The sequence below is a fragment of the Streptomyces sp. 549 genome (assembly GCF_030124175.1).
GTDB lineage: Bacteria > Actinomycetota > Actinomycetes > Streptomycetales > Streptomycetaceae > Streptomyces.
This window is the reverse complement of sequence record NZ_JASKMT010000016.1, coordinates 12,144-26,173: the sequence shown is the minus strand read 5'-3', so window position 1 is coordinate 26,173 and position 14,030 is coordinate 12,144. Positions and strand designations below refer to the sequence as shown.

The window sequence follows — 14,030 nt, the reverse complement described above, 5'->3', positions numbered from 1 at the left end:
CCGTTCCGTCACCCGCTGAGGTGACGGCACGGCAGACGGACGGGCCCGGGGTGTGGTCACCACGCCTCGGACCCGTCGTCGTCAGCGCGAGCGGTGGGCGGTCAGCGGGAGGTGGCGCGGGTGAGGAAGGCGGCCCAGGTGGTCGGGTCGAGGTGGAGGTGCGGGCCGTCGGGGCGGGTGGAGTCCCGGACGTGCACGGCGGCCGGGGTGACGGCCACCTCCACACATTCGTTGCTGTCGCTGGGGCTGTGGGTGCTCTTGAACCATCGCAGCGGGTGGGGGCCGTCGTCACGAACCGAGAGGGTCATGTCTCTCCAAGTGCCCTGTGGATGAAGGTCAGCGACTCTCCGGGGCGTGGTCACGCCGCCTCGGACCCGTCGTCGTCAGCGCGAGCGGTGGGCGGTCAGCGGGAGGTGGCGCGGGTGAGGAAGGCGGCCCAGGTGGTCGGGTCGAGGTGGAGGTGCGGGCCGTCGGGGCGGGTGGAGTCCCGCACGTGCACGGCGGCCGACGTCACGGCCACCTCCACACAATCATTGCTGTCGCTGGGGCTGTAGGTGCTCTTGAACCATCGCAGCGGGTTGGAGCCGTCGTCACGAACGGGAGCGGTCATGTCTCTCCAAGTGTCCTGTGGATGAAGGTCAGCGACTCCCCGGGCGTAAGGGCCTGGGCCCTTAGAATCCCGTACCGCAGCTCAAGGATCTGTATCTCTCTCGGATCGCTGACTAGTCGGCTCGAGAGCTGCGCCTCCGAATAACCTAACGCCGAACCGTCGGTCAGCTGTAGAACCTGAATCTGGCCACCCATCCCCGCATGGTCCTCCCGGTCCGTCGGCATCACCTGTAGCTCGACGTTGCGGAGTTCGGCCAGCGATAGCAGGTGCTCCAGCTGGCGGCGCAGCACCGCCTTGCCGCCGAGAGGCCTCCGCAGGGTCACCTCCTCCATGACGAAGCTGAGGGTCGGGGGCGGCGTCCTGTCGAAGACGGCCCTTCGGGCCATGCGGGCGCCGACGTGCCGCTCCACCTCGGCCTCCCCGTACACCGGGCGGCGCATGGCGAAGAGGGCGCGGGCGTACTCCTCGGTCTGGAGCAGGCCGTGCACGTTGTGGTTTCCGTAGGAGCCCAGCTCGACGGCTTCCGCCTCCAGGCGGGCCAGGTCGCGGACCTTCGTGGGGTAGCGGGCCTCGGCCACGTCCCGTTCCATGGCGACGATCTTGCCGCCCGCGCCCAGCACCTCGTCGGCCTTGCGCAGCAGTTCCGGTTTCGGCAGGCGACGGCCGCGTTCGACGGCGGACACCATCTCCTCGCTGTATCCGAGTGCCGCTCCCAGCTCGGCCTGTTTGAGGCCTGCGTCCTCCCGCCAGAGTTTGAGCTGCCGACCGACCGCCTTCATCACGGAGGCCGACTCGTTGTCGAGGTTCGTGTCCCAGGTGTTGTCGTCGGCGCCGTCCGTCGTGTGGTGCCCGCCCATGTGCCCCGCCTTTCCGCCTCGTCGAACGTGTGCAACGCCGGCGGTGGACGTTCCGTCACCCCGGACTGCCCGGACAAGTGCGCAGCCGACCCGGACAACCCCCCTCCGTGCAGGCTGAGTCACTTCACAGCGTAGAACCGGGCGGACACGCTCAGTGAGATGAACACGGAAATCGATCAGGACAAGAAGGCCGGACAGGACGTGGTGTGTCACCGCTTCACGGTGCTGCTGTCGGCGACGCGCAGGGGTGCGCGGCTGGCGCGGTTGCTGACGGTCGCGCACCTCGGGGTGTGGGGGCTGCCGGTGGACCGGGCCTGCCAGGTGGTTGCCGAGCTGGCGGCGAACGCCGTGCTGCACGGTCGGGTGCCGGGCCGGGACTTCCGTCTGGACCTCACGGTGACGGGTGAGGTGCTGCGCATCGCGGTGACGGACACCCGGGGTGATCGTTTGCCGCTCGCGGCTCAGGTCCGGTCGTCGGCCTGCGCGGCGGACGGGCCGCGTTCGTGGCCGGAGGTGGAGACGGGACGCGGGTTGCTGCTGGTGTCCGTGCTGGCGGACCGCTGGGGGGTGACGGCCGGGCCGGTTCCGCGCAAGACGGTGTGGGCCGAACTCGACATCGGGGGCTGACACCCTGTCACCGGAACGCGGAGATCCACGTTTCGGTCCGTGGGGGAGTGGCGGTCGAAGACGCGGTGGGGCCCGGGGCCACCTACCAAAGAACGTGAAGGAGAGAACAAGGAACCCACCCGCCGACCGACCGTCCGAGCCGTCACCCACAGGGGTGAAGAACGACGGCTGAGGTGGGTTTGGGGGTGCGCGTCGGGAGTAGGGTCGCGGCGTTCGACATCTCGCACGCACATCACACATAACGACGGCCCCCGCCGGGACTGGCATCCCGGACGAGGGCCTGACCAACAAGGAAGACAGAACCTTCCCGATGACCTACTCCGAGAGTAGCGCGCCCCCGTGCGCGCCACCGGCCGTTCCGGCGCGCGGCGTGACGCACGTCCGGGCCCGCCACACCGACCGCTTCACCGTGGTCGGCAACCACCTCGCCCAGCACCGCGAGCTGACGCTTACCGCGATCGGGCTGGCCGTCCACATCCAGTCGCTGCCGCAGGGCGCGCGGGTGGACATCCGCAGCCTCTCCGACCGCTTCCCCGAGGGCGAGACCCGTATCGCGGGCGCGTTGCGGGAGTTGGAGGCGCACGGATACCTGACGCGCACCCGGCGGCGGCTGCCGAGCGGTCGCATCGTCACCCGCACCGTCTGCCACCACCGGCCGGGTCCTGCCGACGACGCCGCAGCTCGGCCCGGGGTGCAGGGGCCCGACGTCCGCAGGCCCGCTGCCCGAGGGCCCTCCCTGCGGGCGGTTCCGGCGCGCGGCCCCCGCGCAACCGGTGCGACAGCAGGCCGCACGTCCCCGGCCACGGCGCCCTCCTGTCCCACCCCGCCACCACCCCCGCCCGCACCAGTTGCCCCCGCACCGCCCACACCTCTCCCGCCCCCGGCAATCCCCGCGCCAACCGCAACGCCCGTACCAACCGCAACACCCCCGCTGCCCATGCCGGTTTGCACGGACCCGGGGCGGATGCGTACGGCGACGGCGCTGCTGGGGGAGCTGCACCGGCACGAGCCCCGGCTGCTGCTGGCCGAGCGGGAGGTGCGGCGGCTTGCTCCGGCGGTGGCGGCCTGGCTGGAGCGTGGAGCCTCGCCGGACGTGGTCCGGCGCGCTCTCGCCAACGGCCTGCCCGAGCCACTGCACCACCCCGCCGGGCTGGTCGCCCACCGGCTGACCGCGCTGCTGCCGCAGCAGCTCCACGCCCCACCTCAGGCAGTACCCGCGCCCGCGCCACCGCCGTTGCGCAACTGCGGCGGCTGCGACCGGGCGTTCCGGGCGCCCGCGTCCGTCCGGCGCTGCCGGGAGTGCCGCGAACGAGAGGAGGGGACAGGCGCCACCGAGTCGATCGATTCCGGGGACAGGCGCCACCGAGTCGATCGATTCCACCGAGCCCACCATCACGACTGACCTCACTGACCTCACTGACCGAGACAACCCCGCCGACCCCAACCACCCCACGGCCCTCACCCCTCGCAACAGTCCGTAGCGAGCCGGAGGTTGGCGAACGCCCCTCCGGACGCCAACCCACCTCTCCTCGACGCACTTGTGCGCGGGTGCACAAAGGAGTCGGTCCGTGACCGTGGGCAACGGCGGTGCTTCGCCGCCCGGCTGGGGCAAGGGTCGCGCTAGCACGCCCACCCGCCCCATTGCGAATTTGTATGGCGCGGGCATCTTTTGGTAGGCGCCAAGCCGTCAACCTGCGGTAACCGTCCGGAAGGTCACGCGCGGTGACCGTTCGCGGGCTTCGCGTATGAAGATCACCGACTGCCCGAACGGCAAGTGGATCTCCCGGTGTTGAAGATCACAAAGTCTCACCGGTACCCCGTGTCGCATGTCACAGAGGTAGGGGCATAGGATGCAGTCCGCTCGGGCTTGTGAACTGCCTCACAATTGCACGATCTCCGCAACCGCGTGGGAGATCCGCAACCGCGAGGGGGCGCAGTCCCGCAGCAGGACCCAGCTAGTCAGCGGCGACTGGAAGGAGCGAGGAGCGGTGAACGCCTACGTACCCATCCTCGTGCTCGGAGCTCTCGGTGCGGCCTTCGCGGTCTTCTCCGTGGTGATGGCCTCGGTCATCGGCCCCAAGCGCTACAACCGCGCCAAGCTGGAGGCGTACGAGTGCGGCATCGAGCCCACTCCCATGCCGGCCGGCGGCGGGCGCTTCCCGGTGAAGTACTACATCACGGCGATGCTCTTCATCGTCTTCGACGTCGAGATCGTCTTTCTCTACCCCTGGGCCGTCCACTTCGACGCCCTCGGCATGTTCGGTCTCGTCCAGATGCTGATCTTCGTCGGCCTGATCGGCGTCGCCTACGCCTACGACTGGCGGCGCGGCGGCCTGGAGTGGGACTGACGGGGACACCACCGACGAACAGTCCAGCCGGCCGGACGGTCGGACACACGGACCCGACACCCGGACCCGACACCCGGACCGAGGATCTGAGATAGGGGCGAAACCAGATGGGAATCGAGGAGAAGCTGCCAAGCGGCTTCCTGCTCACAACGGTGGAGCAAGCCGCCGGCTGGGTGCGCAAGTCATCCGTCTTCCCGGCCACCTTCGGGCTCGCCTGCTGCGCGATCGAGATGATGACCACCGGCGCCGGACGGTACGACCTGGCCCGGTTCGGCATGGAGGTCTTCCGCGGCTCGCCGCGCCAGGCCGACCTGATGATCGTGGCCGGACGGGTCAGCCAGAAGATGGCACCCGTGCTGCGGCAGGTCTACGACCAGATGCCGAACCCCAAGTGGGTCATCTCGATGGGTGTCTGCGCCTCGTCGGGCGGCATGTTCAACAACTACGCGATCGTGCAGGGCGTCGACCACATCGTGCCCGTCGACATCTACCTGCCGGGCTGCCCGCCGCGGCCGGAGATGCTGCTCGACGCGATCCTGAAGCTGCACGAGAAGATCCGCGAGGAGAAGCTCGGCGTCAACCGCGAGCAGGCGGCCCGTGAGGCGGAGGAAGCGGCCCTGAAGGCCCTCCCGACGATCGAGATGAAGGGGCTGCTCCGGTGAGCGACGATCAGAGCGGCGGCAGCACCGCCAAAGAGGTCCGCGCCCAGCGGGACGACGTGGGTGAGGTCATCGACGTCCGGCGCGGCATGTTCGGCGCCCAGGCCGCCGGGGACACCTCCGGTTACGGCGGCCTGGTGCGCACCGTGCGGCTGCCGGGCGCGAGTTCGCGGCCCTACGGCTCGTACTTCGACGAGGTCGCCGACGAACTCGAAGGCGCGCTGGAGGAGCAGGGGCTGCTCCCGGAGAACGCCCTGGAGAAGACGGTCGTCGACCGCGGCGAGCTGACGTTCCACGTCGCCCGCGAGCACCTGGTGCTGGTCTGCCGGACCCTGCGCGACGACCCGGCGCTGCGCTTCGAGTACTGCTCCGGCGTGAGCGGCGTGCACTACCCGGGTGACAAGGGACGCGAGCTGCACGCCGTCTACCACCTGCGGTCCTACACCCACAACCGGATCATCCGGCTGGAGGTCTCCGTCGCCGACGCCGACCCGCACATCCCGTCGGTCGTCGACGTCTACCCGACGAACGACTGGCACGAGCGGGAGGCGTTCGACTTCTTCGGCATTGTCTTCGACGGCCACCCGGCACTCACCCGGATCATGATGCCCGACGACTGGCAGGGCTTCCCGCAGCGCAAGGACTACCCGCTCGGCGGCATCCCCGTCGAGTACAAGGGCGCCCAGATCCCGGCTCCCGACCAGCGGAGGTCGTACAGCTAATGAGCAACACCTCGCAGGCCGCCACCCCGACGGCCAGTTCCCGAGAGACGACCGAGGGCACCGTCTACACCGTCAGCGGCGGAGACTGGGACGAGGTCGCCGCGGCGGCGGCCAGGACCGACGACGAGAAGATCATCGTCAACATGGGCCCCCAGCACCCCTCCACGCACGGTGTGCTGCGGCTCATCCTGGAGATCGACGGCGAGACGGTCACCGAGGCCCGCTGCGGCATCGGCTACCTCCACACCGGCATCGAGAAGAACCTCGAGTACCGCACGTGGACGCAGGGCACCACGTTCGTGACGCGGATGGACTACCTCACGCCGTTCTTCAACGAGACGGCGTACTGCCTCGCGGTGGAGAAGCTGCTCGGCATCGAGGACGACATCCCCGACCGGGCCACCGTGCTGCGGGTCCTGCTGATGGAGCTGAACCGTCTCTCCTCGCACTTCGTCGCCATCGCCACCGGCGGCATGGAGCTGGGCGCGACCACCGTCATGATCTACGGCTTCCGGGACCGCGAACTGGTCCTGGACCTCTTCGAGTTGATCACCGGCCTGCGGATGAACCACGCCTTCATCCGTCCCGGCGGCCTCGCCCAGGACCTGCCACCCGGTGCGATCGACCAGCTGCGCGAGTTCGTCAAGCAGATGCGCAGGAACCTGCCGGAGTACGACAAGCTCTGCACCGGCAACCCCGTCTTCAAGGCGCGGCTCATGGACGTCGGTCACCTCGACCTGGCCGGCTGCATGGCGCTCGGCGCGACCGGCCCGATCCTGCGCTCGGCCGGACTGCCGCACGACCTGCGCAAGGCTCAGCCCTACTGCGGTTACGAGACGTACGACTTCGAGGTGCCGACCGCCGACACCTGCGACTCCTACGGCCGGTTCCTGATCCGGCTGGAGGAGATGCGCGAGTCGCTGCGCATCGTCGAGCAGTGCATCGACCGGCTCGAACCAGGACCGGTCATGGTCGGCGACAAGAAGATCGCCTGGCCCGCGCAGCTCGCGCTCGGCCCGGACGGGCTCGGCAACTCCCTCGACCACATCAAGAAGATCATGGGCACCTCCATGGAGGCCCTCATCCACCACTTCAAGCTGGTGACCGAGGGCTTCCGGGTGCCGCCCGGCCAGGCGTACGCCGCGGTCGAGTCGCCCAAGGGCGAACTGGGCGTGCACGTCGTCAGCGACGGCGGCACCCGCCCCTACCGGGTGCACTTCCGCGACCCGTCCTTCACCAACCTCGAATCCATGGCGGCGATGTGTGAGGGCGGCCAGGTCGCCGACGTCATCGTCGCCGTCGCATCCATCGACCCCGTGATGGGAGGTGTCGACCGGTGACGGACGTGCAACTGGGCATGCCGCAACTGCCCGCCCCCGACTTCCCGGCCGATGTCCGGGCCCGGCTCGAAGCGGACGCCAAGGAGGTCGTGGCCCGCTACCCCGACAGCCGCTCGGCGCTGCTGCCGCTGCTGCACCTGATGCAGGCGGAGGAGGGCCACGTCACCCGCACGGGCGTGCGGTTCTGCGCCGAGGTGCTGGGACTGACCACCGCCGAGGTCACCGCGGTGGTGACCTTCTACTCCATGTACCGGCGCAAGCCCAGCGGTGACTACCAGGTCGGCGTGTGCACCAACACGCTGTGCGCGGTGCTCGGCGGCGACGCCATCTTCGAGGCGCTCCAGGACCACCTCCGGGTGGCGAACAGCGAGACCACCGAGGACGGCAAGGTCACGCTGGAGCACATCGAGTGCAACGCGGCCTGCGACTACGCGCCGGTGGTGATGGTCAACTGGGAGTTCTTCGACAACCAGACGATCGACTCCGCCAAGCAGCTCGTCGACGACCTGCGGGCCGGCCGCGAGGTCGTGCCGACCCGCGGTGCGCCGCTGTGCACCTTCAAGGACACCGCCCGCATCCTCGCCGGATTCCCCGACGAACGGCCCGGCGCCGTCGCCGCGGGCGGCGGCGCGGGCCCCGCCTCGCTCGCCGGCCTGCGCCTCGCCAAGGGCGAGACGGAGTCCGGCCGGGTCGTCGGACCGCGCAGCGAACGTGTGCCCGCCGATCCCGCGCCCCGCCCGTCCGGCGGCGCGGGCCGCAAGGCGGCGGAGGAGCCCCCGGCGACGCACCCCAGCTCGCACGACGCCCCGCAGGACACCGCTGCGTCCGACCCGGACAACCCGACCGACCCCGTCAACCCGACCGGTCCGGCCGCCGACAGCGGGGAGGAGGACCGATGACCCCCACCGAGTCCGCCGAGAAGCTGCTCTCCCCGGTGCTGTCCGAGTTCTGGGACCAGCCCGACGCGTGGACGCTGGACACCTACCGGCGGTACGACGGCTACGAGGGCCTGCGCAAGGCCCTCGCCATGGACCCCGACGACGTCATCGCCTACGTGAAGGCCGCCGGCCTGCGCGGACGCGGCGGCGCCGGCTTCCCCACCGGCATGAAGTGGCAGTTCATCCCGCAGGGCGACGGCAAGCCGCACTACCTCGTGGTCAACGCCGACGAGTCCGAGCCCGGCACCTGCAAGGACATCCCGCTTCTCTTCGCCAACCCGCACTCCCTCATCGAGGGCATCGTGATCGCCTGCCACGCGATCCGCTCCAGCCACGCGTTCATCTACCTGCGCGGCGAGGTCGTGCCGGTGCTGCGGCGCCTGCACGAGGCGGTCCGCGAGGCGTACGCGGCGGGCTACCTCGGCAAGGACGCGCTCGGCCCCGGCAAGGACCTGGAACTGACCGTGCACGCCGGGGCCGGCGCGTACATTTGCGGTGAGGAGACGGCGCTGCTCGACTCCCTGGAGGGACGCCGCGGCCAGCCCCGGCTGCGTCCGCCCTTCCCGGCCGTCGCCGGCCTCTACGCCTGCCCGACCGTCGTCAACAACGTCGAGTCGATCGCCTCCGTGCCCGCGCTGATCCACCGCGGCAAGGAGTGGTTCATGTCGATGGGCAGCGAGAAGTCGCCCGGCTTCACGCTGTACTCGCTCTCCGGCCACGTCGCCGCACCCGGCCAGTACGAGGCGCCGCTGGGCATCACGCTGCGGCAGCTGCTCGACATGAGCGGCGGCATGCGGCCCGGCCACCGGCTGAAGTTCTGGACGCCCGGCGGCTCGTCCACGCCGATGTTCACCGACGAGCACCTCGACGTGCCGCTCGACTACGAGGGTGTCGCCGCGGCCGGGTCGATGCTCGGCACCAAGGCGCTCCAGTGCTTCGACGAGACCACCTGCGTGGTCCGCGCGGTGACCCGCTGGACGGAGTTCTACGCCCACGAGTCCTGCGGCAAGTGCACGCCCTGCCGCGAAGGCACGTACTGGCTCGTCCAGTTGCTGCGCGACATCGAGGCCGGCAAGGGCTCGATGGAGGACATCGACAAGATCGACGACATCGCCGACAACATCAACGGCAAGTCGTTCTGCGCGCTCGGCGACGGCGCCGCCAGCCCGATCTTCTCGTCGCTGAAGTACTTCCGCGACGAGTACGAGCAGCACATCACCGGCCGCGGCTGCCCCTTCGACCCGGCCCGCTCCACGGTCTGGGCCGACCGGGGCGGCAACGACGACAACGCTCACCTGGAGGTGAAAGCGTGACCGTGACCACTGACGCCAAGACCTCCGGTGGCGGGGAAGCGGGTCCGCCGCCCGAGGACCTGGTATCCCTCACCATCGACGACGCGCAGATCAGCGTGCCCAAGGGCACCCTGGTCATCCGCGCCGCCGAGCTGCTGGGCATCGCCATCCCCCGGTTCTGCGACCACCCGCTGCTCGACCCGGTCGGCGCCTGCCGCCAGTGCATCGTCGAGGTCGAGGGCCAGCGCAAGCCGATGGCCTCCTGCACCATCACCTGCACCGACGGCATGGTGGTCCGCACCCAGCTCACCTCGCCCGTCGCCGAGAAGGCGCAGCGCGGTGTGATGGAGCTGCTGCTCATCAACCACCCGCTGGACTGCCCGGTCTGCGACAAGGGCGGCGAGTGCCCGCTGCAGAACCAGGCGATGTCCACCGGCGACGCCGACACCCGCTTCGAGGGCCGCAAGCGGACCTTCGAGAAGCCGGTGCCGATCTCCACGCAGGTGCTGCTGGACCGGGAACGCTGCGTGCTGTGTGCGCGCTGCACCCGCTTCTCCAACCAGATCGCCGGCGACCCGATGATCGAGCTGCTGGAACGCGGCGCGCTCCAGCAGGTCGGCACCGGCGAGGGCGACCCGTTCCAGTCGTACTTCTCCGGCAACACCATCCAGATCTGCCCCGTCGGCGCGCTCACCTCGGCCGCGTACCGCTTCCGGTCCCGGCCGTTCGACCTGGTGTCCTCGCCGTCGGTGTGCGAGCACTGCTCGACGGGCTGCGCCACCCGCACCGACCACCGCCGCGGCAAGGTCATGCGGCGGCTCGCCGCCGACGACCCCGAGGTCAACGAGGAGTGGATGTGCGACAAGGGACGCTTCGGCTTCCGCTACGCGCAGCGCCCCGACCGCCTCACCACCCCGCTGGTGCGGGACGCCGCCACCGGTGAACTGGCCCCCGCGAGCTGGCCCGAGGCGCTCGCCGCCGCCGCGGCCGGGCTCGCCGGGGCCCGCGGCCGGACGGGCGTGCTCACCGGCGGCCGGCTCACCGTCGAGGACGCCTACGCCTACGGCAAGTTCGCCCGCGTCGCGCTCGGCACCAACGACGTCGACTTCCGGGCCCGGCAGCACAGCGCCGAGGAGGCCGACTTCCTCGCCGCCCACGTCGCCGGACGCGGACACGACCTCGACGGCGGTGGCCTCACCCACACCGCTCTGGAAGCCGCGCCCGCCGTGCTGCTGGCCGGGTTCGAGGCGGAGGAGGAGGCGCCCGGCGTCTTCCTGCGGCTGCGCAAGGCCCACCGCACGCACGGCCAGCGCACCTTCACCCTCGCCACGCATGCCACCCGGGGCCTGCGCAAGACGGGCGGCACCCTGCTGGCCGCCGCACCCGGCACCGAGACCGAGTGGCTGGACGCGCTCGCCGGCGGCGTCGGGCTCGACGAGCAGGGCCGCCAGGCCGCCGACGCGCTGCGCGCCGAGGGCGCGGTGATCCTCGCCGGTGAGCGGCTGGCCGCCGTGCCCGGCGCGCTCACCGCCGCCGTGCGGCTCGCCACCGCGACCGGCGCGCGCCTGGTGTGGATTCCGCGCCGGGCCGGGGAGCGCGGCGCCGTCGAGGTGGGCGCGCTGCCCACGCTGCTGCCCGGCGGGCGGTCCGCGACCGACCCGCGGGCCCGCGAGGAGACGGCCACCGCCTGGGGCGTCGCCGAACTGCCGCGCGGCGTCGGCCGCGACACCGGGCAGATCATCGAGGCCGCCGCCACCGGGGAACTCGCCGCGCTGCTCGTCGGCGGCGTCGAGGTCGCCGACCTGCCCGACCCGGCGCGGGCGCGTGCCGCGCTGGACGCCGTCGGGTTCCTGGTCAGCCTGGAACTGCGGCCCAGCGAGGTCACCCAGCGGGCCGACGTGGTCCTGCCGGTGTCCGCGGTGGTCGAGAAGTCCGGCACCTTCCTCAACTGGGAGGGCCGGGCGCGGCCGTTCGAGGCGGCCATCAAGCCCGACCAGATGACCCGCCGGTTCGTCCTCCCCGACGCCCGCGCGCTCAACATGCTCGCCGACGCGCTCGACGTGCACCTCGGACTGCCCGACGTGCGCACGATCCGCGCCGAACTGACCCGGCTCGGCCACCGCGGACCCACCGACCGAGCGGCCGACGAGGGCCGTGCGACGCTCACCGAACCGCCGTCGTCCGGCCGGGCGGTGCCCGCCGCAGGCGCCGGCGAGGCGGTGCTCGCCGGGCACCGGCTGCTGCTGGACAACGGGCGCCTCCAGGACGGCGACGAGGCCCTGGCCGGCACCCGCCACCCGGCGGTCGCCCGGCTCTCCACTGCCACCGCCGCCGAGGCGGGCGTCGCGGACGGCGAGCCGCTGGCCGTGACGGGCCCGCGCGGCACCGTCGTACTGCCGCTGGCCGTCACCGAGATGCCCGACCGGGTGGTGTGGCTGCCGCTCAACTCCGTCGGCGGCGGCGTCGCCGACGAGACCGGCGCGCAGCCCGGCGGCCTCGTCCGGATCGGCGCCCCCGCCGAACCGGACGCCGACACCGAAGCAGCATCACCGGAGGTGCGAGCGTGAGCGTCATCCAGGCGGGGGTCCCCGGCTCCCCGGTCCACCTCGCCGCCGAGGACCTGTCCATGTTCGGGACCGACCCGTTCTGGCTGATCCTGCTCAAGGCGGTCTTCTGCTTCGCGTTCCTGATGGTGACCGTGCTGATCTCCATCGTCATGGAGCGCAAGGTCGTCGCCTGGATGCAGCTGCGCATCGGGCCCAACCGGCACGGCCCGTGGGGCATGCTCCAGTCGCTCGCCGACGGCATCAAGCTGATGCTGAAGGAGGACGTCAACGTCAAGGGCGCCGACAAGGCCGTCTACGTGCTGGCGCCGATCCTGGGCGCCATCCCGGCCTTCATGGCGATCGCCGTCATCCCGTTCGGGCCGCCCGGCAACGAGGTGTCGATCTTCGGCACCCGCACCGCGATGCAGCTCACCGACATGCCGGTGGCGATCCTCTACATCCTCGCCACCGCGTCCATCGCCGCCTACGGCACGGTCCTCGCCGGCTGGTCGTCGGGCTCGACGTACCCGCTGCTGGGCGGCGTGCGGGCCACCGCCCAGATCATCAGCTACGAGGTCGCCATGGGCCTCAGCTTCGCGGCGGTCTTCCTCTACTCCGGTTCCATGTCCACCTCGACCATCGTCGGGGCGCAGGGCGACACCTGGTTCGCGGTGCTGCTGCCGGTGTCGTTCCTCATCTACATGGTGGCGATGGTCGGCGAGGCCCACCGGGCGCCGTTCGACATGCCCGAGTCCGAGGGCGACCTCGTCGGCGGCTTCAACACCGAGTACTCGTCGATCAAGTTCGCGATGTTCATGCTCGCCGAGTACATCCACATGGTCACCGTCTCCGCGCTCGCCGTGACGCTGTTCCTCGGCGGCTGGCGCGCGCCGGCGCCCATCTCCACCTGGTGGCCGGGCGCCAACGAGGGCTGGTGGCCGCTGCTGTGGTTCGTCATCAAGCTCAACGTGCTGCTGTTCGTCTTCGTCTGGCTGCGCGGCACGCTGCCGCGGGTGCGCTACGACCAGTTCATGAAGCTCGGGTGGAAGGTCCTCATCCCGGTCTCCCTGGTGTGGCTGATGATGGTCGCCACCGTCCGGGCGATGCGCAACGAGGGCTACGAGTTCACCCAGATCATCCTGTGGGTGGCCGGCGGCATCCTCGCGCTGCTGCTCATCTCCTTCGTCGTGGACATCCTCCGCGACCGGGAGGAACGCCGGACCGCCGCCGAGACCGAGGCGGACGGCGAGCCCGAGTTCGACCCGATGGCGGGCGGCTACCCCGTGCCGCCGCTGCCGGGCCAGAGCCTGCCACCGGTACCGCGCCGACGCTCCCGCCAGGAGCAGCCGGCCACCGTCGGCGCACCCGCCGCGGGCGGCGACGGCCCGCACGACGCCGGGAGCGCCGGGAGCGACAGCAAGGAGTCCGACGATGCCTGAATTCCTCAATCCGGTGGCCGGCTTCGGCGTGACCTTCAAGGCCATGTTCAAGAAGCGGCTCACCGAGCAGTACCCCGAGCAGAAGAAGGCCACCGCGCCGCGCTTCCACGGCCGCCACCAGCTCAACCGGCACCCGGACGGCCTGGAGAAGTGCATCGGCTGCGAGCTGTGCGCCTGGGCCTGCCCGGCCGACGCCATCTACGTCGAGGGCGCGGACAACACCGAGGAGGAGCGCTACTCGCCCGGTGAGCGGTACGGCCGCGTCTACCAGATCAACTACCTGCGCTGCATCCTGTGCGGCCTGTGCGTCGAGGCGTGCCCCACCAGGGCACTGACCATGACCAACGAGTACGAACTCGCCGACCGCACCCGGGAGTCCCTCATCTACACCAAGGAGGAACTGCTCGTCGGCCTCCAGGAGGGCATGGTCGACTCGCCGCACGCGATCTTCCCGGGGATGACCGACAAGGACTACTACAGCGGCCTCGTCACCGAGGCCGCGCCCGGCACCGAGCAGCAGACGATCACCGACACCGGCGTCCCGCAGGCGTCCGCGGACACCTTCGGCCCGCAGGAGCCGGCCGCCACGCCCGCCCCCGAGCCGACCACCGCGCCGGCCGCCGAGGAGGTGAAGCAGAAGTGAGCACCGCAC

At 71.0% G+C, this 14,030-nt stretch carries 14 protein-coding genes; 11 read left to right on the top strand and 3 right to left on the bottom strand.

Features of this window, described 5'->3' with window-relative positions:
* Positions 1-101: 101 nt before the first annotated feature.
* From QNO07_RS18080 to QNO07_RS18070, 3 genes are all read right to left on the bottom strand, one after another.
* Positions 102-308, bottom strand: a complete 207-nt coding sequence (locus tag QNO07_RS18080; RefSeq protein WP_283993162.1) for a DUF397 domain-containing protein — start codon at positions 306-308, stop codon at positions 102-104.
* 95 nt (positions 309-403) lie between these two features.
* Complete coding sequence (locus QNO07_RS18075) at positions 404-610, bottom strand: DUF397 domain-containing protein (protein ID WP_283993161.1); 207 nt, start codon at positions 608-610, stop codon at positions 404-406.
* Positions 607-1,467 carry a helix-turn-helix domain-containing protein gene (locus QNO07_RS18070; RefSeq protein WP_283993160.1) on the bottom strand — a complete coding sequence of 287 codons (861 nt, stop codon included), beginning with the start codon at positions 1,465-1,467 and terminating at the stop codon, positions 607-609. Before QNO07_RS18070 ends, QNO07_RS18075 begins: the two co-directional genes overlap by 4 nt.
* 159 nt (positions 1,468-1,626) lie before the next feature.
* Between QNO07_RS18070 and QNO07_RS18065 the strand changes: the two genes are divergently transcribed.
* From QNO07_RS18065 to nuoI, 11 genes are all read left to right on the top strand, one after another.
* Positions 1,627-2,094, top strand: coding sequence for an ATP-binding protein (locus tag QNO07_RS18065; RefSeq protein ID WP_283993159.1), 468 nt, complete (start codon positions 1,627-1,629; stop codon positions 2,092-2,094).
* Positions 2,095-2,404: 310 nt separating this feature from the next.
* The gene (locus QNO07_RS18060; protein WP_283993158.1) at positions 2,405-3,496 is read left to right on the top strand and encodes a helix-turn-helix domain-containing protein; all 1,092 of its coding nucleotides are present in this window, start codon (positions 2,405-2,407) and stop codon (positions 3,494-3,496) included.
* Between the two features lie 586 nt (positions 3,497-4,082).
* Positions 4,083-4,442: an NADH-quinone oxidoreductase subunit A gene (locus tag QNO07_RS18055; RefSeq protein WP_283993157.1), complete on the top strand. Its 360-nt coding sequence runs from the start codon at positions 4,083-4,085 to the stop codon at positions 4,440-4,442.
* Positions 4,443-4,549: 107 nt separating this feature from the next.
* Positions 4,550-5,104: a NuoB/complex I 20 kDa subunit family protein gene (locus QNO07_RS18050; RefSeq protein ID WP_100203749.1), complete on the top strand. Its 555-nt coding sequence runs from the start codon at positions 4,550-4,552 to the stop codon at positions 5,102-5,104.
* Positions 5,101-5,823 carry an NADH-quinone oxidoreductase subunit C gene (locus QNO07_RS18045; RefSeq protein WP_283993155.1) on the top strand — a complete coding sequence of 241 codons (723 nt, stop codon included), beginning with the start codon at positions 5,101-5,103 and terminating at the stop codon, positions 5,821-5,823. Before QNO07_RS18050 ends, QNO07_RS18045 begins: the two co-directional genes overlap by 4 nt.
* The gene (locus QNO07_RS18040; protein ID WP_283993154.1) at positions 5,823-7,163 is read left to right on the top strand and encodes an NADH-quinone oxidoreductase subunit D; all 1,341 of its coding nucleotides are present in this window, start codon (positions 5,823-5,825) and stop codon (positions 7,161-7,163) included. Before QNO07_RS18045 ends, QNO07_RS18040 begins: the two co-directional genes overlap by 1 nt.
* 17 nt (positions 7,164-7,180) lie before the next feature.
* Positions 7,181-8,062, top strand: a complete 882-nt coding sequence (gene nuoE / locus QNO07_RS18035) for an NADH-quinone oxidoreductase subunit NuoE (RefSeq protein ID WP_283993279.1) — start codon at positions 7,181-7,183, stop codon at positions 8,060-8,062.
* Entirely contained in the window at positions 8,059-9,414 is a 1,356-nt protein-coding gene (gene nuoF / locus QNO07_RS18030; RefSeq protein WP_283993153.1) for an NADH-quinone oxidoreductase subunit NuoF, read from the top strand. Before nuoE ends, nuoF begins: the two co-directional genes overlap by 4 nt.
* Positions 9,411-11,960, top strand: coding sequence for an NADH-quinone oxidoreductase subunit G (locus tag QNO07_RS18025; protein WP_283993152.1), 2,550 nt, complete (start codon positions 9,411-9,413; stop codon positions 11,958-11,960). The genes nuoF and QNO07_RS18025 overlap by 4 nt, the downstream gene beginning before the upstream one ends.
* 59 nt (positions 11,961-12,019) lie before the next feature.
* Positions 12,020-13,378 (top strand): NADH-quinone oxidoreductase subunit NuoH, encoded by a 1,359-nt coding sequence (gene nuoH / locus QNO07_RS18020; protein WP_283993278.1) that lies wholly within the window; start codon positions 12,020-12,022, stop codon positions 13,376-13,378.
* A complete protein-coding gene (nuoI, locus tag QNO07_RS18015) occupies positions 13,371-14,021 on the top strand; it encodes an NADH-quinone oxidoreductase subunit NuoI (RefSeq protein WP_283993151.1) in 651 nt (216 codons plus the stop codon). The genes nuoH and nuoI overlap by 8 nt, the downstream gene beginning before the upstream one ends.
* Positions 14,022-14,030: the final 9 nt, after the last annotated feature.

Excerpts from the sequence above, each read along its gene's own strand:
- nuoH (WP_283993278.1), top strand. The coding sequence starts at position 12,020 with ATGTTCGGGACCGACCCGTTCTGGCTGATCCTGCTCAAGGCGGTCTTC.
- nuoI (WP_283993151.1), top strand. The coding sequence starts at position 13,371 with ATGCCTGAATTCCTCAATCCGGTGGCCGGCTTCGGCGTGACCTTCAAG.
- QNO07_RS18060 (WP_283993158.1), top strand. The coding sequence starts at position 2,405 with ATGACCTACTCCGAGAGTAGCGCGCCCCCGTGCGCGCCACCGGCCGTT.
- QNO07_RS18075 (WP_283993161.1), bottom strand. The coding sequence starts at position 610 with ATGACCGCTCCCGTTCGTGACGACGGCTCCAACCCGCTGCGATGGTTC.
- QNO07_RS18065 (WP_283993159.1), top strand. The coding sequence starts at position 1,627 with ATGAACACGGAAATCGATCAGGACAAGAAGGCCGGACAGGACGTGGTG.
- nuoF (WP_283993153.1), top strand. The coding sequence starts at position 8,059 with ATGACCCCCACCGAGTCCGCCGAGAAGCTGCTCTCCCCGGTGCTGTCC.
- QNO07_RS18050 (WP_100203749.1), top strand. The coding sequence starts at position 4,550 with ATGGGAATCGAGGAGAAGCTGCCAAGCGGCTTCCTGCTCACAACGGTG.
- QNO07_RS18070 (WP_283993160.1), bottom strand. The coding sequence starts at position 1,467 with ATGGGCGGGCACCACACGACGGACGGCGCCGACGACAACACCTGGGAC.
- nuoE (WP_283993279.1), top strand. The coding sequence starts at position 7,181 with ATGCCGCAACTGCCCGCCCCCGACTTCCCGGCCGATGTCCGGGCCCGG.
- QNO07_RS18080 (WP_283993162.1), bottom strand. The coding sequence starts at position 308 with ATGACCCTCTCGGTTCGTGACGACGGCCCCCACCCGCTGCGATGGTTC.
- QNO07_RS18040 (WP_283993154.1), top strand. The coding sequence starts at position 5,823 with ATGAGCAACACCTCGCAGGCCGCCACCCCGACGGCCAGTTCCCGAGAG.